The organism is Paracoccus sp. (in: a-proteobacteria), assembly GCF_035556475.1.
GTDB lineage: Bacteria > Pseudomonadota > Alphaproteobacteria > Rhodobacterales > Rhodobacteraceae > Paracoccus.
Genome location: NZ_DATMFA010000112.1, coordinates 14437 through 33943 on the forward strand (window position 1 = coordinate 14437; position 19507 = coordinate 33943).

Below are 19507 nucleotides of genomic sequence, written 5' to 3' on the forward strand. Positions count from 1 at the left end.
TTTGCAAAACGGTGAAAGCGGGCGGGGCGGCATGGGATCTTTCCAAGCCTCGCCCGCGCGGTTAAGACGGCCGGGCTTGCAAGAGGCCAGACATGTCGCAGAACCCCACGACCATCGCTCCGCAACCCGGGATCATGGAGATCGCCCTTTATCAAGGCGGTGTCGCCCATGTGGCGGGGATCGAGAACGTCATCAAGCTCTCCTCGAACGAGAACCCGTTCGGTCCTTCGGACAAGGCGCGGGAGGCGGTCGTTCGCGCGGCTCATTCGTTGCATCGCTATCCGAATACCGATCACGCCAGCCTGCGCGCCGCGATCGGCGAGGTGCATGGCCTCGATCCCGACCGCATCATCTGTGGTGTTGGATCGGACGAGATCATCCATTTCCTCTGCCAGGCCTATGCCGGGCCGGGAACCGAGGTGCTGTTCACCGAACATGGCTTCCTGATGTATCGCATCAGCGCCCATGCCGCCGGGGCGACCCCGGTGCAGGTCGCCGAGCGTGACCGGGTCACGGATATCGACGCGCTGATCGAGGGCGCGAGCGCGCGCACGCGCCTCATCTTCATCGCCAATCCGAACAACCCGACCGGGACCATGATCGGCCTGCCCGAGATCGAGCGGCTGGCCCGCGCCGTCCCGCAGGCGATCGTGGTGGTGGATGCCGCCTATGCGGAATATGTCGAGAATTACGACGGTGGCGCCGAGCTTGCGACGCGGCTGCCGAATGTGGTGATGACGCGGACTTTCTCGAAGATCTATGGGCTCGGTGGCTTGCGGATCGGCTGGGGCTATGGCCCGCGCGAGATCATCGACGTGCTGAACCGGATCCGCGGGCCCTTCAACCTGTCCTCGGCCGCGCTGGATGCCGCCGAGGCGGCCGTGCGCGACCGCGACCACGTCGCCCGCTGCCAGACCGAGAACGCGCGGATGCGGAGCTGGCTGGCCGAGGCGCTGGCCGAGAAAGGCGTGCCCTCGGACACGTCCTGCGCGAACTTCATCCTCGCCCGCTTTGCCGATGAGGCGACCGCGCGTGCCTGCGACGAGGCGCTGAAGGCCGAGGGGCTGATTGTCCGGCTAGTCGCCGGATATGGCCTGCCGAACTGCCTGCGCATCACCGTGGGCGACGAGGCCTCCTGCCGGCGGGTGGCCCATGTCATCGGCAAGTTCATGGCCGAGCGGGCCGGGGTGGTCGCATGACCCCGATCTATGAACGGGTCGCGTTGATCGGGCTTGGCCTGATCGCCGGGTCGATGGCGCTTGCCATGCGCGAGAAGGGCCTGGCCCGCGAGATCGTCGGCCATGCCCGCAGCGCCGATACCCGCTCCGTCGCGCTGGAGATCGGGCTTGTCGATCGCGTCTGCGAAACGGCGGCCGAGGCGGTCGAGGGCGCCGATCTGGTGGTGCTGGCCGTGCCGGTCGGCGCCATGGGCGGCGTCGCGGCCGAGATCGCGCCACATCTGAAGCCCGGCGCGACCGTCACCGATGTCGGCTCGGTCAAGCAGGCGGTGGTCGATGCCGTCGCCCCGCATATCCCCGAGGGCGTGCATTTCATCCCCGGCCACCCGCTGGCCGGGACCGAGCATTCCGGTCCCCGTTCAGGCTTTGCCTCGCTTTTCCGCAACCGTTGGTGGCTCTTCGCGCCTGCCGAGGGCAGCGATGAGGCGGCCGTTGCCCGGCTCGAGCAACTGGTTCAGGCGATGGGCGCCAAGACCGAGCGCATGGACGCGGCGCATCACGACCTTGTCCTTGCCGTCACCAGCCATACGCCGCACCTGATCGCCTATACGATGGTCGGGGTCGCGGATCACCTGAAGCGCGTGACCGAGAGCGAGGTGGTCCAGTATTCCGCGGCGGGGTTCCGGGATTTCACCCGGATCGCGGCCTCGGACCCGACCATGTGGCGCGATGTGTTCCTGCAGAACAAGGAGGCGGTGCTGGACATCCTCGGCCGCTTCACCGAGGAGCTGTTCATGCTGCAGCGCGCGATCCGCATGGCCGATGGCGAGCAGCTTTTCGACTATTTCACCCGGACGCGCGCCATTCGCCGCGGGATCATCGAGGCGGGGCAGGATACCGCCGCGCCGGATTTTGGCCGGGCGCTGCCCGCCTCGGATCCGGTGGCCAAGGGCTAGGGGCTGAGGCGCGGCGCAGGACCGAGCGGAACCGGTCCCAACGCGGCGCGTCCTTCGGCAAAGGTCAGGGGCAGGCGAAGCTCCCCCTCGGTCGCGTCGGGGAAGGCGAAGGCGGTGTTTGCGGGGACCGGCATTGATGAAATGCTGCGCAGGATCGCCTGCAGAAGCCCGCGTGCGGATTTCGGGATCATGCCGGCCTCGGTCGCGGCGGCGAGCATCGCCCCGGCATCGGCGGTATAGACCGCAAGCCCGCCCTGCGCCCGACCCTCGCCATCCGCATCGAGCCTGCCGATGATGCGGGACTGGATCCGGCCAAGGTCAAGCGTGCTGCGGGTCAGTTCCAGCCCGGTCAGCGCAGGCGTCGGGATGGCGGCCATTGCCTGAGGTGTCGGCACCTTGTCGAGCCAGAACCGTCCCTCTGCCGTGAGGGACACCAGATCCTCGGGGCCGAGGGCCTGCCCGAGCCGGGCAAGGGCCGGCAGCGCCTTCGGGTCGAGCCCGTCGAGGGTCAGGGCAAGGTCGAAGCCGGCGCGACTGGTGACCGGAGCCTCCGGTCCCATCGGGATCGCCTTGCCGTTAAGGGCGACCGCGCGGGCAAGCGGCGTTCCGTCCAGCACGAGGTCGGAGGTGTCGAAGCTGAATTCGCGCGGCGCAAAACCCGAAAGGGCGTCGAAGCGTGCGGTCAGGTCGGGCTGGGCATAGAGAAGCTCATGCCGTCCATCCGGCAGATCCAGCAGGGCCTTTTCCGGCAGGCGGATGCGCGCGGTCAGGGGTGAGAGCGGCTGGACCCAGATATCGGCGCTCTCGAAACTCACGCGCCCTTCGGGAAGGACGGCGACGGGCTGGGTCAGGCGTGCGCCGATCTTCAGCGCGCCGGGCAGCGGCTCGACCCGGGCGGCACTGAAAGCCGCACCCTGATCCGAGAGGCGGCGCAATTCGCGCACCATCAGCTGCTCGGCCGCGAAGCCCGCGGCGGCAAGGGCGGCCGCGACAACGAGAAGCCCGATCAAGAGTTTGCGCATGTTCCGGCCTCACCATTTCCGTCGCTTGGATCGACCGGCATCCTGCCCTAAGTTCAGGGGGAGCGGAAGGGAAGCGGAAAGGCTTGGCGCGAAGGTGAAGGACCGGCAGGAACATTGGGTATTCGCCTATGGCTCGCTGATGTGGGATCCGGGCTTCCCGGTGGCCGAGGCGGTGGCTGCCCGGCTGGACGGCTTCGCGCGCCGCTTCTGCCTGCGCTCGGTGGTCTATCGCGGCACCGAGCAATCGCCGGGGCTGGTGCTGGGGCTGGATGCCGAGCCGGCGGGCAATTGCCGGGGTCTCGCGCTGCGCGTCAGCACCCCCGATTGGCCCGAGACGCTGGAGGGGCTGCGCCGGCGCGAGCTGACGACCAATGCCTATGAGGAACGCTTCCTCTCGGTCCTGCTGGAGGACGGCCGGCAGGTCGAGGCGATCGCCTATGTGACCCGGCCGGACCATGCGCAATATGCGGGCGGCCTTGCGCTTGAGGAGCAGGCGCGGATCATCGCCGTCGCGCGCGGCGGGCGCGGAGCCAATGCTGATTACCTGTTCAATACCGCCCTGCATCTTGCCCAGATGGGCGTCGAGGATATCGACCTCGATGCGCTCTCGCAGCAGGTGCGCTGGCTGATCGGGCCGCAGGAAGATGCCGGGGACGGGTCCGAAAACGGCGGCGATCCACCCGGTTAAGTCTTTATCGCCAAGCGCTTCCGAACCGCTTGCATCGTGCCGCGCCGCCTTTAGACTTGGCGGCGATTGAGCGAGAAGGGGGCGGGGTTGTCCCAGGCAGAGTCCGACGGCAAGAACAAAGCGATCCCGCCGCAGGGCGGTGGGCGCAAGGAACGCGCGGCCCGCCTCTCGGCGACGCGACTGGCGCAAGGCGGCGGCACTGCGGCCGAGCCGCATTTTTCGCAGCCGGTGCGTCAGGTCGTCCTGATGCTGATCGCGCTTGGGCTGGTCGGGGCGGGCACCTGGTTCGCTTATAGCCGGATCCTGCCGGTCTTTGCCGCGAATCCATGGCTGAACGGCGCGATCCTCATCGTCTTTGCGCTTGGCGTGCTGACCTGCTTCTGGCAGGTGGCGCAGCTCATCAATTCGGTCAGCTGGATCGAACGCTTTGCCGCCGGCAAGCTGGGTTATGCGCAGCAGGACCAACCGGCGGGCTATTCGGCCCCCCGGCTGCTGGCGCCTCTGGCCGCGCTCCTGGGCTCGCGCGGGCCGATCGGGACCACGATCTCGACCGAATCGGCGCGGTCGATCCAGGATTCGGTCGCGACCCGGATCGACGAGGCGCGCGACATCACGCGCTATCTCGGCAACCTGCTGATCTTCCTCGGGCTTCTGGGCACCTTCTACGGCCTCGCGACCACCGTGCCCGCGATTGTCGAGACGATCCGCACCCTCGCGCCCGAGCAGGGGGAATCGGGGGTCGATGTCTTTGACAAGCTGATGCACGGACTCGAGACGCAGCTTGGCGGCATGGCCACGGCCTTCTCCAGCTCGCTCCTCGGCCTTGCCGGATCGCTGGTCGTCGGGCTGCTGGATCTTTTCGCGAGCCATGGCCAGAACCGCTTCTACCGCGAGCTTGAGGAATGGCTTTCGACCTTCACGCGGATCGGTTTCGCGGGGGGCGAGCAAGGGCTGGACCAGGCGGCACTGGGCGAGTTTCTGGGCGCGATGGGCGTGCGCATCACCGACCTGCAGGAATATTACGCCGAACGCGATGCCCTGAGGGACGAGGAAGCCTCACAGGCGGATGCGCGCTCGCTCGCCCTTGCCGCGGGGGTCGAGCGGCTGACGGCGCTGATCCAGTCCGACCGCGACGCGCTTGCGACCGAGCTTGCCGCGGAACGCCAGGCACAGGTCGAGAGCCAGCACCGCCTCAACGAGATTCTCGGGCGGTTGGCGGACGGTCAGGCACGCCTGACCGATGCCACCACCGCCGCGGTTTCGGAAGGCTCCCGGCTGGAGGGGCTGGCCGCGGGGCTCGACGAGGCGTTCGGGCGCCTGACGGAGGGGCAGGACCGGCTGATTGCGTTGGCGCAGACCGGGACGACGATCCGGCTGCCGGATGAGCTTTATGACAGTATGGCGCGGATCGCCGACAGCCAGCAGCGCCTTGCTGCGGTCCCGCCCGCGCCCGAGCGTGAGGGGGAAGGCCCGCAGATCGCCGCGCTGACCCGGGCGCTTGGCCGGCTGACCGACGGGCAGTCGCGGCTGGTCGAACTGGCCGAGGCGAAGCCCGCCGGGCAGGACGATCCCGAGGCGCGGATGCGCCTGCGCTCGATCGACGTGCAGCTTGGCCGGCTGCTGGAGGAAGCGGCCAGCGGTCGCGACGGGCTGATTGCCGAACTGCGCGACGACATGGCGGCCCTGACCCGCGCCATCCGGTCGCTGGAGGGACGGAATGGGGCTTAGCCGCCAGGGGCGCGAGCGGTTCTCGGCGACGATCTGGCCGGGATTCGTCGATGCGATGTCCACGCTGCTGCTGGTGCTGATCTTTGCCCTGACGATCTTCATGGTGCTGCAATCGGTGCTGCGCCAGCGGATCACCTCGCAGGACAGCGAGCTGGAACAGTTGGGGAATCGCGTGGCGCTGCTCAGCGATGCGCTTTCCACCTCGCAACAGCAAGGCGCCGCGCTTGGCCGCGACCTTGCGGCCGAGCGCGCGCGGCTGCGTTCGTCCGAACAGGAGGTCGCCGCGGCCCGGCAGGAGATCGACGCCCAGAGCGAGGCGGCCCGCCTTGCCGCGGCGCGGCGCGAGGCGCTTGAGGCGCTGCTGGCCGATATCCGCCAGCGCAGCGAGCAGACCGGCGCAGAACTGACCGAGACCCGGCAGAAATTGACCGAGGCCGAGACCGCGCGCCTTGCCGATGCTGCTGCCGCCAAGGCTCTGGAGGAGAGGCTTGGCAAGGCGGATGCGGAACTGATAGCGAATACGCTGGCCCTCGACGCCGCGCGCAAGAAGGCCGAGGAGACCTTGACCCTGCTGGCCGCAGCCGAGGCGACGAAGAAGGAACTGGGCGAGAAGGCCGAGGCGACCGCGACCGAGGCCGAGCGCCAGAGCGGCCTGCTGGCGCTGGCCCAGCAAAAGCTTTCCGAACAAGAGGCGCTGTCGACCGAGGACCAGCGCCGTCTCGCCCTGCTGAACGAGCAGGTCGCGCAGTTGAACGGCCAGCTTGGAAATCTTCAGGCGGTGCTGCAAAGCGCCGGCGACAGCCAGCGCGAGGCCGATCTGAAGGTCGAGGATCTTGGCAAGCAGTTGAATGTCGCGCTGCTTCGCGCCGCGGATGAGGAGCGCAAGCGCCGCGCGCTGGAGGAGGAGGCCCGCAGCAAGGCCGAGGAAGAGGCGCGCGACCTCGCCCGCTATCGCTCGGAATTCTTCGGCCGCCTGTCCCAGATCCTCGAGGGACGGGAGGGCGTCCGCGTCGTCGGCGACCGCTTCGTCTTTTCCTCGGAGGTGCTGTTCCCCGCGGGCGAGGCCACGCTCTCGACCGAGGGTAAGGCGCAGATCGCCCGCGTGACCGAACAGCTCAGCCAGATCTCGGGCCAGATCCCGCCGGAAATCGACTGGATCATCCGGGTTGACGGCCATACCGACAACCAGCCGCTCTCCGGTTTCGGGCGCTACCGCGACAATTGGGAGTTGAGCCAGGCCCGCGCTTTGTCGGTCGTGCGCTACATGATCGACGATCTGGGCTTTCCGCAAAGCCGGCTGCTGCCCGCAGGTTTTGCCGATACGCGCCCGGTGGCCGAGGGCGACAGCCTCGAGGCGAGGGCCGCGAACCGCCGGATCGAGCTGAAGCTGACCGAACGCTAGGCGCGCGGTTCGATCAGCGTGTATTGGTCGGGAAAGCGGTTCAGGTAGCGGATCATCGGTCCCGCCGCGCGCCATTGCCGGAAGAGCGAGGCCCGGAGCGCCGAAGTCTCCGGCCAGTGCCGCCGTGTCCCGCCGCTGACCTGCGGCGCTTGCGGGAAATGCCGGGCCAGCACCCGGCCGAAGGCATCGCGCATCCGCATCGGCACCACCTGCCGCGACGAATCCAGCCATGGCTTGCGGGTGCCGATGAAATGGACGAGGCAGGGATCGACCATGCTGGTCAGATGCGCCGAGGCCGAGGTGAATTGCCAGTTCCAGAGCGGGCTGATCTCGGCCCAATCTCCTTTGAGGATGCCGTTCATCAACGCCTGATCGCGGCCCAGCCCGGCAAGGTGGTCGCGGGCGAATGTCGCGGCCCGCCCGGCCAGATCCTGCGCGGCGAAGGCCTCGGTGTCGATCATCACGACGCCCGCGTTGAAATAGGGATGCGCAGGCTCGCCCAGTTTGCGGAACTCCTCCACCTTGCGGCCGGGGGTGCGCCATTGCCGATTGTCGCGCACCGCCGCAACCGCGCGCCCCAGCATGTCGGCCGAGAGAAGCTGCGCCGGATTGCCGCGTTCATAGAGAATATCGGCGTCGATCACCAGAATGCGGCGGTAGTGACCACGCAGCGCATTGCCGAGGAAAAGCTCCATATAAGTCGCAAGCGACCGCCGCGCATCCAGCGGCAGCGCGTCGAGAAGCGCATCATCCCGCGCCGCGACGTGATATATCCCGGCCTCGGTCAGCGCCGGCGGCAATTCGACCGGTTCCGGCCCGCCGATCAGCACATCATGCGGATAGCCCGCCGCCGCCATGGCAAGGGCAGGGGTCGCGGCATAGGGCAGGTAGTTCGCATCGCAGGCAACGATCACCGCCAGGTCGGATTTCGGCTGGAAGCCGGTTGTGAAAACCGGGGTCAGGGCCATGGTTGGACCGGCGATGTCATGTTGGATCCTTTGCTCCAGACGCTTGATCCCATTCTTAGAACCGGCATCCGGGCTTGTGCAATCCCGTCAGGTCTCTGCGGGGGGCGTCACCTCGCGCGGCGGACGGCCGATGATCTCGCGCAGGGCGTCAAGCTCGATGAAATTATCGGCCTGGCGGCGCAATTCGTCCGCGATCATCGGCGGCTGGCTGCGCATGGTCGACACGACCGAGACGCGGACGCCCTGACGTTGCAGCGCCTCGACCAGCGGGCGGAAATCGCCATCGCCGGAGAAAAGGACCGCATGATCGAGGCGGGGCGCGAGTTCCATCGCGTTCACCACCAGTTCCACGTCCATATTGCCCTTGACCTTGCGGCGTCCCAGCGCGTCGGTATATTCGCGGGCCGGTTTCGTCACCATCGAGAAGCCGTTGTAATGCAGCCAGTCGACCAGGGGGCGGATGGGTGAATAATCTTCGTTCTCAAGCAGGGCCGTATAGTAATAGGCGCGGATCAGTTTGCCGCGGCGCTCGAACTCTTGCCTCAGCAGCTTGTAATCGATGTCGAAACCCAGCGATTTTGCCGCCGCGTAAAGATTCGATCCGTCAATGAACAAAGCTAGCCGATCGTCTTTGTAAAACACGATAACCTCGATATGACACAGAATATATTGCCTGCGCCAAACCTAGCCCTCGTCGCAATCGGCGGAAACCTACCTAGTTCGGCAGGTCCGCCCGTGGCCACGATTCGCGCCGCAATTGGGCAATTGGTCTCTTTGTCCGGGGTATCTCTTTATAGTCTCAGCAGGTTCTGGCAAACTCCGGCTTTTCCGGCCGGCTCCGGCCCCAATTATGTGAACGCAGCCCTCGCCTTGCAAACGGAAATTTCCGCTGCGTCACTCCTTTCGGCACTTCATGCCGTTGAGGCGGATTTTGGCCGGCGGCGCGAGGGCGCGCGCTGGCAGGCGCGGGGGATCGATCTGGACCTCATCGCCTATGGCGACCTCGTGCTGCCCGATGAGCGGACGCATGACCATTGGCGGGGATTGCCGCCCGAGCGCCAGTCTGAACACGCGCCGCCCGAGTTGATCCTGCCGCATCCGCGCCTTCAGGATCGCGGCTTCGTGCTGGCCCCGCTGGCCGAAATCGCGCCGGGATGGGTTCATCCGCGGCTGGGAAGAAGTGCCTCGCAGCTGCTCGCGGCCTTGCCAGCCGGGGCGATGGCGGGTATACGGCCGCTAACTGCTTGACATTCCCCCGGCGAGACGGCAATTATCCGGCCTCGCCCAAGCATTCCGTATTCAAGCCAAAGGTGACCGATGGCCCGCGTGACAGTCGAAGATTGCGTCGACAAGGTTCCGAACCGTTTTGATCTCGTGATGCTCGCCTCGCATCGCGCGCGCGAGATTGCGGCCGGCAGCCAGTTGACCATCGACCGCGACAACGACAAGAACCCGGTCGTCGCCCTGCGCGAGATCGCCGACGAAACTCAACCCGTCGACGAATTGCGCGAGCGCATGATCGAGGCGACGCAAACCCAGATCGAGGTTGACGAGCCCGAAGAGGACGCGATGGCGCTGCTGCTTGGCGCCGAAGTCGATCGTCCCAAGCCCGCCGACGAAGAGTCGGAAGAGCGCATGCTTCGCATGATGCTCGAAGCTCAGGGCCGCAACTGAGGCAGGGCTGACAACGAGGTCTTCGACAAAACATGATCGACGTCGAAGACCTTATCGCGCTTGTCCGCAACTATAACCCCCGGACCAATTCGGATCTGGTGCGCGACGCCTATGAATATGGGCGTCGTATGCATGAGGGGCAGTTCCGCCATTCGGGCGAGCCCTATTTCACCCATCCCGTCGCCGTCGCCGCCATCCTGACCGAGATGCGGCTGGATGATGCGACGATCATCACCGCACTTCTGCACGACACGATCGAGGACACGCGCTCCACCTGGGCCGAGGTGGCGCAGATGTTCGGGCGCGAGATTGCCGATCTTGTCGATGGCGTCACCAAGCTGACGAACCTTCAGCTTTCCGGCGCGCATTCCAAGCAGGCCGAGAATTTCCGCAAGCTTTTCATGGCAATGTCTCGGGATCTTCGAGTCATTCTGGTCAAGCTTGCCGACCGTCTGCACAATATGCGGACCATCAAGTCGATGCGCCCCGAGAAGCAGCTTCAAAAGGCGCGCGAGACCATGGACATCTATGCGCCGCTGGCCGGGCGCATGGGGATGCAATGGATGCGCGAGGAGCTTGAGGATCTGGCCTTCAAGGTCATCAACCCCGAGGCCAGGAACTCGATCATCCGCCGCTTCGTCAGCCTGCAGCGCGAATCCGGCGACGTGATCCCGAAGATCACCGCCGATATCCGCTCGGAGCTGGAGCGCGAGGGGATCGAGGCCGATGTCTATGGCCGCGCCAAGAAGCCCTTCAGCATCTGGCGCAAGATGCAGGAAAAGCAGCTTTCCTTCTCGCGCCTTTCGGACATCTACGGATTCCGCATCATCACCCGGACCGAACCGGACTGCTACCGCACGCTGGGCGTCATCCATCACCGCTGGCGCGCGGTGCCGGGGCGGTTCAAGGATTATATCAGCCAGCCCAAGGCCAACGGCTACCGTTCGATCCACACCACGGTCTCGGGCCGCGACGGCAAGCGGGTCGAGGTGCAGATCCGCACCCGCCAGATGCACGAGGTCGCGGAATCCGGCGTCGCCGCGCATTGGGCCTATCGCGATGGCGCGCGGACCCAGAACCCTTTCGCGGTCGATCCGGGCGAGTGGATCGCGAGCCTGACCGAGCGTTTCGGCGAGGAAGATCACGATGAGTTCCTCGAGCACGTGAAGCTCGAGATGTATTCGGATCAGGTCTTCTGCTTCTCGCCCAAGGGCGACGTGATCCCGCTGCCGAAAGGCGCGACCCCGATCGACTTCGCCTATGCGATCCATACGCGGCTGGGGAATTCCTGCGTCGGCGCCAAGGTCGACGGCATCCGCGTGCCGCTGTGGACGCGGCTGAAGAACGGCCAGTCGGTCGAGATCATCGCCGCCTCGGGCCAGCGCCCGCAGCCGACTTGGCTCGACATCGTCGTCACTGGCCGCGCCAAGGCCGCGATCCGTCGCAGCCTGCGGCAGGAGGATCGCTCGCGCTTCATCCGGCTCGGCTCCGAGCTGATCCGCGTCGCCTTCGAACATGTCGGCCGCCGCGTTACCGACAAGGCGCTGCGCACCGCCGCCCGGACCATGGCCTTGCCGGATACCGACGAGTTGCTGGCCCGGATCGGCAGCGCCGAGATTTCGGCGCATGAGGTTCTATCCGTGCTTTACCCCGAACTCGCCGCCAAGCGCAGCGAGATCGACGCCAAGCGCGCCGTCGCCGGGCTCGAGGCCGATCAGGAGTTCACCCGCGCACCCTGTTGCAACCCGCTGCCGGGCGAGCGGATCGTCGGCATCACCTATCGCGGCAAGGGCGTCGTCATCCATGCGATCGACTGCCCCGTCCTCGCCGAGTTCGAGGATAGCCCCGAACGCTGGGTCGACCTGCATTGGCGCGAAGGCCAGCACCCGCCCGCCTATTCCACCAATCTCTCGCTGACGATCCGCCATGACGCTGGCGTCCTTGGCCGGATCTGCACGCTGATCGGCGGGCAGGGGGCGAATATCTCGGATCTGGTCTTTATCGACCGCAAGCCCGATTTCTACCGCCTGCGGGTCGAGGTCGAGCTGCGCGACAGCGAGCATCTGCACGCGCTTCTGACCGCGCTCGAGGCCGAAAGCGACGTGGCGCAGGTGGCGCGCATCCGCGATCCGCTCGCCCATATCGAGTGAGATCGGCCTCCCGGGCCTAGATCCCCAGCCTGTCCCGCAGCGAATACCAGGACATGCCCGCGACCAGCAGCGGCCAGCGCAGCATGGTGCCGCCGGGAAACTCGGGGCTGGGCAGCGCCGCCATGGCGTCGAAACCGTCGGACTGCCCCTCGACCGCCTGTGCCATCAGCTTGCCGGCCAATGTCGCCAATGCCAGCCCGTGACCGGAATAGCCGCTGGCCGACAGGCAGTTCGGTGCCGGGCGCATGAAGCAGGGCAAGCGATTCATGGTGATCGCCAATGTCCCGCCCCAGGCATAGTCCAGCCGGACATCGGCAAGGGATGGATAGATTTGCAGCAAGGGTTTCATGACCTTGGCGGCAATATCTGAGGGGAAGCGATAGCTTACGTTCTCGCCCCCGCCAAAGATCAGCCGCCCCTCCGGGTCGAGCCGCCAGTAGTTCACGACGAATTTGGTATCATGAACGCCAATATCGCGGGTCAGAACTTCCGCCCGGCGCGCGCCCAAGGGTTCGGTCGCGACGATGAAATTGTTGATCGGCATGACCCGCGCCGCGACACTTGGTTCGATCCCGCCCAGATAGCCATTGGCCGCAAGGATCAGGTGGTCGCAACTGACCTTGCCGGCGGAGGTCGTCACCACGGTCCTCTCGCCCGCCTGCCGGGCATGGGCAATGCCCGTTACCTCCGACCGCTCATGGATCATCGCCCCGGCAGCGGCGGCCAGCCGCGCCATCCCCAGCGCGAGGTTCAGCGGATGCAGATGCCCCGCGCCGTGATCCAGCTCCCCGGCAATATAGGCCTGCGAGGGCAGGATCTCGCGGAAGGCATCGCGGTCAAGCGGCTCGATCCTGTCATAGCCATAGTCCCGAGCAAGGCGGTCGATCATCGATCTCGCATGGTCGAACTCGGCGGGTTTGCGGAAGGCATGGGCGATCCCGTCCACAACCGGCACACCCGCGCGGGCGGCAAGGTCGCGGGTCAGGCGCTTGGCTTCCTCGGCCAGATCCCAAAGCCGGCGTGCGGCCTCCTTGCCCGCGATGGCCTCCAGCTCGTCGACCTCCAGCCGTTGCCCCGAACCAAGCTGGCCGCCATTCCGTCCCGAGGCGCCGAAGCCGACGCGATGGGCTTCCAGCAGCAGCACGCGCCTCCCGCCCTCGGCCAGATGCAACGCGGCGGAAAGGCCGGTATAGCCGCCGCCGATGACCACCACATCCGCCCTTTCCTCGCCCGCGAGGGGCGGAAACTCGGGCAGGGGATCGCGGGTCGCGGCATAAAGGCTGGGCGGATAGGCCCCCGGCCGGTCGTTGGAATGCAGCAGATTCATGCTTCGGCTTTCACCGTTTTTCAAATACCCATCCGAACCGCCCGCAAGCCTCCCGACGATGCCGGTTTCACACGTTCAGCAGCAAATGCTCACGCTCCCACGGACTGATGACCTGAAGGAACTCCTTGTATTCATTGCGCTTCACCGCCTGATAGACCGCAAAGAACTCCGCCCCCAGCACCTCGCGCATCGGCTCGCTCTCATCCATCAGGTCCAGCGCGTCGCCGAGGTTATAGGGCAGCTCGTCCTGCGACATATAGGCGTCGCCAAGGCATTCCGCGCGCGGGTTCTCCTGCTCCAGCAGCCCGAGATAGCCGCAGGCGAGGCTCGCGGCGAGGCCCAGATAGGGGTTGCAGTCCATGCCGGCCAGCCGGTTCTCGATCCGCCGCGCCTCGGGGCCGGAAATCGGCACCCGCAGCCCGGTGGTGCGGTTGTCGCGTCCCCATTCGAGGTTGATCGGTGCCGCGAAATCAGGGACATAGCGGCGATAGCTGTTGACGTAGGGAGCCAGCAGCGCGACCGCCGCCGGCAGGTGCTTCTGCATCCCGGCGATGAAATGCATGAAGGCCGGCGTCTCGCGGCCCTGCTCGTCCGAGAAGATGTTCTGCTCGGTCCGGGTGCTGACCACCGAATGGTGGATATGCATGGCGCTGCCCGGCTCGCCCTCGATCGGCTTGGCCATGAAGGTCGCGAAACAGTCATGGCGCAGCGCGGCCTCGCGGATCAGGCGCTTGAAATAGAAGATCTGGTCGGCCAGATGCACGGGATCGCCGTGGTTCAGGTTGATCTCGACCTGTCCGGCGCCGCCCTCCTGCAGGATGCCGTCGATCTCGAAGCCCTGCGCCTCGGCGAAATCATAGATGTCGTCGATGACCTTGCCATATTCGTCCACCGCACTCATCGAATAGGCTTGCTTCGCCGCGGCGCGGCGGCCCGAGCGGCCCATCGGCGGCATGATCGGCTGGTTCGGGTCGATATTGCGCGCGACAAGGAAGAATTCCATCTCGGGCGCGACGATCGGCCTCCAGCCCTTCGCGCGATAGAGTTCGACCACCCGCTTCAGCACGTTGCGGGGCGCCGTCGGCACCGGCTCACCCGATTGGGTCGAGACGTCGTGGATCACCTGCAAGGTCACGTCATTCGTCCAGGGCGCGGCGGTCGCGGTCGAGAAATCCGGCGTCAGGATCATGTCGGGCTCGGTGAAGGCGCCCGTGGGGTTGTCGGCCCAATCCCCGGTGATCGTTTGCAGGAAGATCGAGTTCGGCAGGTAGAACCGCTCCTGATGCGCGAATTTCGAGGCGGGCATCGCCTTGCCCCGCGCAACGCCCGCGATGTCGGCGACGATGCATTCGACCTCGTCCAGCCGTTTTCCTGCCACGAAATCCTGCGCGGCCTGCGGCGTTTCTTCGATCCAGCGGGGTTTCATGCGGCACCCTGGCTGCGCAGCGCGGCGCGGGGATGCTTGAAAAAGCTTTCGATCCGGTCGGCGATGCTGCCGGACTGGCGCTCTCCGCCCATGCGCGCGCGCGCCTGATCCAGCAGGTGATCGGGAACCACGCCCTTGGCGCGTGCGTCGATCAGGCCCTGGATGAAACGATCGGAAAACTCGGGATGGGCCTGAACGGTAAAGGCACGATCGTCATAGACGAGGGCCGCATTTTCGCAGAAATCGTTCGAGGCCGCGACAGCCGCGCCCGCTGGCCGCTCGACCACCTGATCCTGGTGCCAGGCGTTAAGGGTCACCGGCTCGCCGTCGAAGTCATAGTCCTGCGCGCCGACGGACCAGCCGGCGGGATGCTTGACGACCTTGCCGCCAAGGGCCTGCGCGATGATCTGGTGGCCAAAGCAGATCCCGACCATCGGCACATGGGCCGCGTAGGCGTCGCGGATGAACCGCTCCAGCGGCGGGATGAAGGCGTGATCCTCATAGACGCCGTGGCGCGAGCCGGTCAGCAGCCAGCCATCCGCGTCGTGGACCGAGGCGGGGAAGTCCATGTTCTCGACATGATAGCTGGTGAAGTCGAACCCGCGACCGTCCAGCAGCCGTTCGAACATGGTGTCGTAGTCGCCCAGCTCGCCGCGAATGACTCCGGGCGATTGACCGCATTTCAGGATGCCGATGCGCATGATTGGCCTGTTGATTGTTCGCCACAAAGGTAGTCGCCAGAACCGGAAGCGGCAAGGCCCCTCCCTCCTTGGTGGGGCTGGTCCTGCACCGTGGCAGCGGATAGGCTTCGGCCAAACCGCTCGCAGGAAAGGAAATCCCATGCCCGGACTTCGCCCCGATGTTGATCCCGACGGTCTGCAGGAATTTTCGGTCGTCTTTACCGATCGTTCCCTGAACCACATGTCGCAGAAATATCAGCGGGTCATGCGCGAGGTCTCCTCGACGCTGCGCGAGGTCTACAAGGCCGAGGCCGTGGCGATCGTCCCGGGCGGCGGCACCTGCGCGATGGAGGCGGTCGCCCGCCAGTTCGGCCGCGACGCCCATGCCTTGATCATCCGCAACGGCTTTTTCAGCTTCCGCTGGAGCCAGATCTTCGAGATGGGCGGCTTCACTCGCGAGACGACGGTGATGATGGCGCGCCCGGCCGGGAACGAGCCGCGCCCGGCCTTCGCGCCCGCCCCGGTCGAGGAGGTGGTGGCCAAGATCCGCGACACCCGCCCCGATGCCGTCTTTGCCCCGCATGTTGAGACGGCGGCCGGGATGATCTTGCCCGACGACTATATCAAGGCCGTCGCGGACGCGGCGCATGAGGTCGGGGCATTGATGGTCCTCGACTGCATCGCCTCGGGCGCGATCTGGGTCGATATGGAAGCCACCGGTGTCGATGTGCTGATCTCGGCCCCGCAAAAGGGCTGGTCTGCCTCGCCCTCGGCCGGGATGGTGATGCTGTCGGCCCGCGCGGCGGAACGGCTGGAGGCCACGACCTCGAACAGCTTCGCCCTCGACCTGAAGAAATGGCGGGCGATCATGAAGGCCTATGAGGATGGCGGGCATGCCTATCACGCCACCATGCCGACCGACGCCATCCTTGGCCTGCGCGATGCCATGGACGAGACGCGCGAACTGGGCTTCGAGGCGGCGCGCGAGGCGCAATGGCGGCTTGGCAATGCCGTCCGGGACGAGCTTGTGCGGCGCGGCCTGCGCTCGGTCGCGGCCGAGGGCTTTGCCGCGCCGGGCGTGGTGGTCTGCTATACCGACGATCCCGATATCCAGAACGGTCGGAAGTTCCTGGCCGAAGGCTTCCAGATCGCCGCGGGCGTCCCTTTGCGGGTGGGCGAGGGCGAGGGGTTCCGCAGCTTCCGCATCGGGCTTTTCGGCCTCGACAAGCTGAAAGACGTGGACGGCACCTTGGCCCGTCTTTTCCCGGCCTTCGACGCGGTCCTCTGATCGCGCAGAAATTCCCGGCGCGGCTGCCCTTACTGAAACAGCCGCGCCCCGTCAGCGGGCAGCCGGTCCGCCGGAATATCCCGAGAGTTGGTTCAGCTCGCCACGCAGGCGTTCGGGGTCGGGCAGGGCGCCCTCGATCTCGGCGTGAAGCCCGCGCCAGATCGGCAGCGCCCCGGCCAGCGTGGCATGGCCCGATGCGGTCAGGCGTGGCAGCCGCGTGCGGCGGTCCTCGGGGTCGGGTGCCGTCTCGACCAGTCCCCGGCGCTCCAGCGGCTTCAGGTTCGCGGTCAGGGTCGTGCGGTCCATCGCCAGCACCGCCGCGAGTTGACCCAGATTGGGCGGCTCGGGCCGGTTCAGCGCCATCAGCAGCGAGAACTGCCCGCTGGTGACGCCCGCAGGCTTCAGCGCGATGTCGAACCGGCGGGCAAGCGCCCGCGCCGCCCTTTGCGCATGGAGGCAAAGGCAACTGTCCCGCACCAGCAGGGTGGTCTGGAAATTGGGTTCGATCAGCGCGTCCATCTGCATGCTTGACAGCGAGGGGTCGATTACGTTGATATCAACCTTGCTGGAGGAGCGTCAATCCGTGTCGATGACCCGATACCCCGCATCGCGCGTCACCGACAGCCGACCTCCGCCCGGAATGCATCGAAACCGACCAGAAGGAGACGAGCATGAAGATCGTGACCAGCCTCAGCTTTCAGGGCCAATGCCGCGAGGCCTTCGAGTTCTACGCGAGGATCCTCGGCGGCAGGATCACCGCCGCGATTCCCTATTCCGATGCACCCCCCGGCATGCCGGTCAGTGGCGAGGAGTATCGCGACTGGCTGCTGCATTGCTGGCTTGAGGTCGGCGATCAGGCCCTGATGGGCGCCGACATGGACAAGGCATGGGCGGCGAATATCGACAAGCCCAAGAACGGCTTCGACGTCACCCTGCATACCGATGACATCGCGCAGGGACGGAAATGGTTCGAGGGCCTCTCCGACGGCGGCCGTCAGGTCATGCCCTTTTCCGAGACCTTCTGGTCGCCCGGATTCGGCTCGCTGATCGACCGTTTTGGGGTGCCCTGGATGGTCAACACGATTCCCTCGGCCGATTGGACCCCGGCGCAGGGCTGAACCGCGCCGCGCCCTGTTCGGGAGAGTGTTATGGAGCAATCCTATCGCTGGGTGATCGTCGCCGCCGGCGGGCTTCTCGGATGCGTGGCCATGGGGGCGATGTTCTCGCTGCCGGTCCTTCTGCGGCCGATGGCCGAGGCGACCGGCTGGTCGGTGACCGGCATCTCGATGGCGATGACCTTCGGCTTTCTGGCGATGGGCGGGGCCAGCATGGTTTGGGGCGGGCTTTCCGATAGGTTCGGGCCGCGCCCCGTCGTCCTTGCCGGGTCGGTCTTGCTGTCGGCAAGCCTTGCCGTCGCCAGCCGGGCGCAGAGCCTCGTCGGGTTCCAGCTTGCCTTCGGCCTTTTCGTCGGCGTTGCCGCCGCCGCGATCATGGCGCCGATGATGGCCTGCGTGACCGGCTGGTTCGAGACGCGGCGCGGTCTGGCGGTCTCGCTGGTCTCGGCCGGGATGGGAATGGCGCCGATGACGATGGCGCCGCTTGCCGCATGGCTGGTGACGCTTCATGACTGGCGGACGACCATGCTGATCATCGCCGGGGTCGCCGCCTTGCTGATGATCCCGACCGCCTGCCTCGTCCGCCGCCCGCCGGCGCTGGCGCGTGGCGGGGAAGGGATGGCGGATGCGGGTCCGCAGGCCGGAATGACCGTCGGTCAGGCGGTCCGCAGCCCGCAATTCGCCACGCTGATGCTCGCGAATTTCTTCTGCTGCGCGACGCATTCGGGGCCGATCTTCCACACCGTCAGCTATGCCGTCACCTGCGGCATCCCGATGATCGCCGCCGTCTCGATCTACAGCGTCGAGGGGCTGGCGGGGATGTTCGGCCGGCTCGGCTTCGGCGTCGCGGGCGACCGTTTCGGCGCGCAGCGGGTGCTGGTGATCGGATTGCTGGCGCAGGCGCTTGGCGTCTCGGCCTATGTGCTGGCCGGTGGTCTCGGCAGCTTCTACGCCGTCGCGGCGGTGGTGGGGTTCATCTATGCCGGCACCATGCCGCTTTACGCGGTGATTATCCGCGAGAATTTTCCGCTGCGGATGATGGGCGCGATCATCGGCGGGACGGCGATGGCGGGCAGCCTCGGCATGTCCACGGGACCGCTTCTGGGCGGCATGATCTATGACCGTTTCGGCACCTACCTGCCGATGTATATCTGCGCGGGCGCGCTGGGGATCGCGTCCATGCTGATCCTGATGACCTTCCGCCCCTTCCCCGAGCGGGAGGAGGGCGCCATGACGCCTGCCTGACGCGCGTATTCCCCCCCGCGCGGTTCCTGTCCGAACCCGCGCGCGGTGGTCAGCGCGCCTTTGCGGCCTCCTCGACCCGGGCGATGTCGATTTTCTGCATCGTCATCATCGCCTCCATCGCCCGTCTCGCGACCTCGTGATCGGGGCTCGTGGTCAGCTCCATCAGCCGCCTCGGCGTGATCTGCCAGGAATGACCCCAGCGATCCTTGCACCAGCCGCAATCGCTCTCCTTGCCGCCGTTTCCGACGATGGCATTCCAGTAGCGGTCGGTTTCCTCCTGGTTCTCGGTCATCACCATGAAGCTGACGGCCTCGTTCGGGGTGAAGAATGGCCCGCCATTCAGGCCAAGGAAGGATTGGCCGAGCAGCGTGAACTCGACAGTCAGCTCATTGCCTTCCTTTCCGCCGGGATAGTCGACCGGGGCAAGGGTCACCCGGTCGACATGCGTGTCGGGAAAGGTCTCGGCATAGAAGGCGGCCGCCTTTCCGGCCTCGCCATGGTCGAACCACATGCAGGTGACGAGCGGGGTCATGTCGTTTCTCCTCCAGTCGGTTTCGGATCTGCGCCAACGGGGGGCGGAGGGAGAGAAGGCCGGCCGTGGATCATGGCCTTCCGGCCGTCCGCCATGTGACGCCTGCGGGCCGCCCAACGCGGCCGTCA

Annotated in this window: 19 protein-coding genes; 11 read left to right on the top strand and 8 right to left on the bottom strand. The window is 66.4% G+C overall.

Annotated elements, in window-relative coordinates:
• Positions 1-92: 92 nt before the first annotated feature.
• The gene (gene hisC, locus VNQ78_RS16340; protein ID WP_325691697.1) at positions 93-1199 is read left to right on the top strand and encodes a histidinol-phosphate transaminase; all 1107 of its coding nucleotides are present in this window, start codon (positions 93-95) and stop codon (positions 1197-1199) included.
• Positions 1196-2134 (top strand): prephenate/arogenate dehydrogenase family protein, encoded by a 939-nt coding sequence (locus VNQ78_RS16345; protein ID WP_325691699.1) that lies wholly within the window; start codon positions 1196-1198, stop codon positions 2132-2134. Before hisC ends, VNQ78_RS16345 begins: the two co-directional genes overlap by 4 nt.
• Here the strand turns inward: VNQ78_RS16345 and VNQ78_RS16350 are convergent.
• Positions 2131-3156, bottom strand: a complete 1026-nt coding sequence (locus VNQ78_RS16350; RefSeq protein ID WP_325691701.1) for a DUF2125 domain-containing protein — start codon at positions 3154-3156, stop codon at positions 2131-2133. The genes VNQ78_RS16345 and VNQ78_RS16350 overlap by 4 nt on opposite strands.
• A 94-nt stretch (positions 3157-3250) precedes the next feature.
• Between VNQ78_RS16350 and VNQ78_RS16355 the strand changes: the two genes are divergently transcribed.
• From VNQ78_RS16355 to VNQ78_RS16365, 3 genes are all read left to right on the top strand, one after another.
• Positions 3251-3844 (top strand): gamma-glutamylcyclotransferase, encoded by a 594-nt coding sequence (locus tag VNQ78_RS16355; RefSeq protein ID WP_325691704.1) that lies wholly within the window; start codon positions 3251-3253, stop codon positions 3842-3844.
• A gap of 87 nt (positions 3845-3931) precedes the next feature.
• Positions 3932-5572, top strand: a complete 1641-nt coding sequence (locus VNQ78_RS21615) for a hypothetical protein (RefSeq protein ID WP_414694097.1) — start codon at positions 3932-3934, stop codon at positions 5570-5572.
• Positions 5562-6974, top strand: a complete 1413-nt coding sequence (locus VNQ78_RS16365) for a peptidoglycan -binding protein (RefSeq protein WP_325691706.1) — start codon at positions 5562-5564, stop codon at positions 6972-6974. Before VNQ78_RS21615 ends, VNQ78_RS16365 begins: the two co-directional genes overlap by 11 nt.
• On the opposite strand, the gene VNQ78_RS16370 is transcribed toward VNQ78_RS16365, so the two are convergent.
• Both VNQ78_RS16370 and VNQ78_RS16375 read right to left on the bottom strand, forming a co-directional pair.
• Positions 6971-7942 (bottom strand): glycosyltransferase family 8 protein, encoded by a 972-nt coding sequence (locus VNQ78_RS16370; RefSeq protein ID WP_325691708.1) that lies wholly within the window; start codon positions 7940-7942, stop codon positions 6971-6973. The genes VNQ78_RS16365 and VNQ78_RS16370 overlap by 4 nt on opposite strands.
• 87 nt (positions 7943-8029) lie before the next feature.
• Positions 8030-8584 (bottom strand): NYN domain-containing protein, encoded by a 555-nt coding sequence (locus VNQ78_RS16375; RefSeq protein WP_325691710.1) that lies wholly within the window; start codon positions 8582-8584, stop codon positions 8030-8032.
• Positions 8585-8596: 12 nt separating this feature from the next.
• Between VNQ78_RS16375 and folK the strand changes: the two genes are divergently transcribed.
• The 3 genes from folK to VNQ78_RS16390 all read left to right on the top strand — a co-directional run bounded on the left by folK (position 8597) and on the right by VNQ78_RS16390 (position 11766).
• On the top strand, positions 8597-9190 hold the full coding sequence (folK, locus tag VNQ78_RS16380) for a 2-amino-4-hydroxy-6-hydroxymethyldihydropteridine diphosphokinase (protein ID WP_325691712.1): 594 nt from the start codon (positions 8597-8599) through the stop codon (positions 9188-9190).
• Positions 9191-9259: 69 nt separating this feature from the next.
• Complete coding sequence (gene rpoZ / locus VNQ78_RS16385) at positions 9260-9616, top strand: DNA-directed RNA polymerase subunit omega (RefSeq protein ID WP_325691714.1); 357 nt, start codon at positions 9260-9262, stop codon at positions 9614-9616.
• Between the two features lie 32 nt (positions 9617-9648).
• The gene (locus tag VNQ78_RS16390) at positions 9649-11766 is read left to right on the top strand and encodes a bifunctional (p)ppGpp synthetase/guanosine-3',5'-bis(diphosphate) 3'-pyrophosphohydrolase (RefSeq protein WP_325691716.1); all 2118 of its coding nucleotides are present in this window, start codon (positions 9649-9651) and stop codon (positions 11764-11766) included.
• A 16-nt stretch (positions 11767-11782) separates the two neighbouring features.
• Here VNQ78_RS16390 and VNQ78_RS16395 read toward each other — a convergent pair whose 3' ends face one another.
• The 3 genes from VNQ78_RS16395 to VNQ78_RS16405 all read right to left on the bottom strand — a co-directional run bounded on the left by VNQ78_RS16395 (position 11783) and on the right by VNQ78_RS16405 (position 15220).
• Positions 11783-13093 carry an FAD-binding oxidoreductase gene (locus tag VNQ78_RS16395; RefSeq protein ID WP_325691718.1) on the bottom strand — a complete coding sequence of 437 codons (1311 nt, stop codon included), beginning with the start codon at positions 13091-13093 and terminating at the stop codon, positions 11783-11785.
• A 67-nt stretch (positions 13094-13160) separates the two neighbouring features.
• Positions 13161-14519: a glutamine synthetase family protein gene (locus VNQ78_RS16400; protein WP_325691720.1), complete on the bottom strand. Its 1359-nt coding sequence runs from the start codon at positions 14517-14519 to the stop codon at positions 13161-13163.
• Positions 14516-15220 (bottom strand): type 1 glutamine amidotransferase, encoded by a 705-nt coding sequence (locus VNQ78_RS16405; protein ID WP_325691722.1) that lies wholly within the window; start codon positions 15218-15220, stop codon positions 14516-14518. The genes VNQ78_RS16400 and VNQ78_RS16405 overlap by 4 nt, the downstream gene beginning before the upstream one ends.
• Before the next feature lie 139 nt (positions 15221-15359).
• On the opposite strand from VNQ78_RS16405, the gene VNQ78_RS16410 reads away from it, so the two are divergent.
• Positions 15360-16487 (top strand): aminotransferase class V-fold PLP-dependent enzyme, encoded by a 1128-nt coding sequence (locus tag VNQ78_RS16410; RefSeq protein WP_325691725.1) that lies wholly within the window; start codon positions 15360-15362, stop codon positions 16485-16487.
• A gap of 51 nt (positions 16488-16538) precedes the next feature.
• Here VNQ78_RS16410 and VNQ78_RS16415 read toward each other — a convergent pair whose 3' ends face one another.
• Complete coding sequence (locus VNQ78_RS16415; RefSeq protein ID WP_325691727.1) at positions 16539-17006, bottom strand: MarR family winged helix-turn-helix transcriptional regulator; 468 nt, start codon at positions 17004-17006, stop codon at positions 16539-16541.
• A 152-nt stretch (positions 17007-17158) separates the two neighbouring features.
• Between VNQ78_RS16415 and VNQ78_RS16420 the strand changes: the two genes are divergently transcribed.
• Both VNQ78_RS16420 and VNQ78_RS16425 read left to right on the top strand, forming a co-directional pair.
• The gene (locus tag VNQ78_RS16420; protein ID WP_325691729.1) at positions 17159-17605 is read left to right on the top strand and encodes a VOC family protein; all 447 of its coding nucleotides are present in this window, start codon (positions 17159-17161) and stop codon (positions 17603-17605) included.
• A 30-nt stretch (positions 17606-17635) separates the two neighbouring features.
• Positions 17636-18847, top strand: coding sequence for an MFS transporter (locus VNQ78_RS16425; RefSeq protein WP_325691731.1), 1212 nt, complete (start codon positions 17636-17638; stop codon positions 18845-18847).
• Between the two features lie 49 nt (positions 18848-18896).
• Here VNQ78_RS16425 and VNQ78_RS16430 read toward each other — a convergent pair whose 3' ends face one another.
• Complete coding sequence (locus VNQ78_RS16430) at positions 18897-19379, bottom strand: VOC family protein (protein WP_325691733.1); 483 nt, start codon at positions 19377-19379, stop codon at positions 18897-18899.
• Between the last annotated feature and the right edge of the window lie 128 nt (positions 19380-19507).

Coding starts and splice junctions, on each gene's coding strand:
- hisC (WP_325691697.1), top strand. CDS start 93: ATGTCGCAGAACCCCACGACCATCGCTCCGCAACCCGGGATCATGGAG.
- VNQ78_RS16345 (WP_325691699.1), top strand. CDS start 1,196: ATGACCCCGATCTATGAACGGGTCGCGTTGATCGGGCTTGGCCTGATC.
- VNQ78_RS16350 (WP_325691701.1), bottom strand. CDS start 3,156: ATGCGCAAACTCTTGATCGGGCTTCTCGTTGTCGCGGCCGCCCTTGCC.
- VNQ78_RS16365 (WP_325691706.1), top strand. CDS start 5,562: ATGGGGCTTAGCCGCCAGGGGCGCGAGCGGTTCTCGGCGACGATCTGG.
- VNQ78_RS16370 (WP_325691708.1), bottom strand. CDS start 7,942: ATGGCCCTGACCCCGGTTTTCACAACCGGCTTCCAGCCGAAATCCGAC.
- folK (WP_325691712.1), top strand. CDS start 8,597: ATGACACAGAATATATTGCCTGCGCCAAACCTAGCCCTCGTCGCAATC.
- rpoZ (WP_325691714.1), top strand. CDS start 9,260: ATGGCCCGCGTGACAGTCGAAGATTGCGTCGACAAGGTTCCGAACCGT.
- VNQ78_RS16390 (WP_325691716.1), top strand. CDS start 9,649: ATGATCGACGTCGAAGACCTTATCGCGCTTGTCCGCAACTATAACCCC.
- VNQ78_RS16395 (WP_325691718.1), bottom strand. CDS start 13,093: ATGAATCTGCTGCATTCCAACGACCGGCCGGGGGCCTATCCGCCCAGC.
- VNQ78_RS16400 (WP_325691720.1), bottom strand. CDS start 14,519: ATGAAACCCCGCTGGATCGAAGAAACGCCGCAGGCCGCGCAGGATTTC.
- VNQ78_RS16405 (WP_325691722.1), bottom strand. CDS start 15,220: ATGCGCATCGGCATCCTGAAATGCGGTCAATCGCCCGGAGTCATTCGC.
- VNQ78_RS16410 (WP_325691725.1), top strand. CDS start 15,360: ATGCCCGGACTTCGCCCCGATGTTGATCCCGACGGTCTGCAGGAATTT.
- VNQ78_RS16415 (WP_325691727.1), bottom strand. CDS start 17,006: ATGGACGCGCTGATCGAACCCAATTTCCAGACCACCCTGCTGGTGCGG.
- VNQ78_RS16420 (WP_325691729.1), top strand. CDS start 17,159: ATGAAGATCGTGACCAGCCTCAGCTTTCAGGGCCAATGCCGCGAGGCC.
- VNQ78_RS16425 (WP_325691731.1), top strand. CDS start 17,636: ATGGAGCAATCCTATCGCTGGGTGATCGTCGCCGCCGGCGGGCTTCTC.
- VNQ78_RS16430 (WP_325691733.1), bottom strand. CDS start 19,379: ATGACCCCGCTCGTCACCTGCATGTGGTTCGACCATGGCGAGGCCGGA.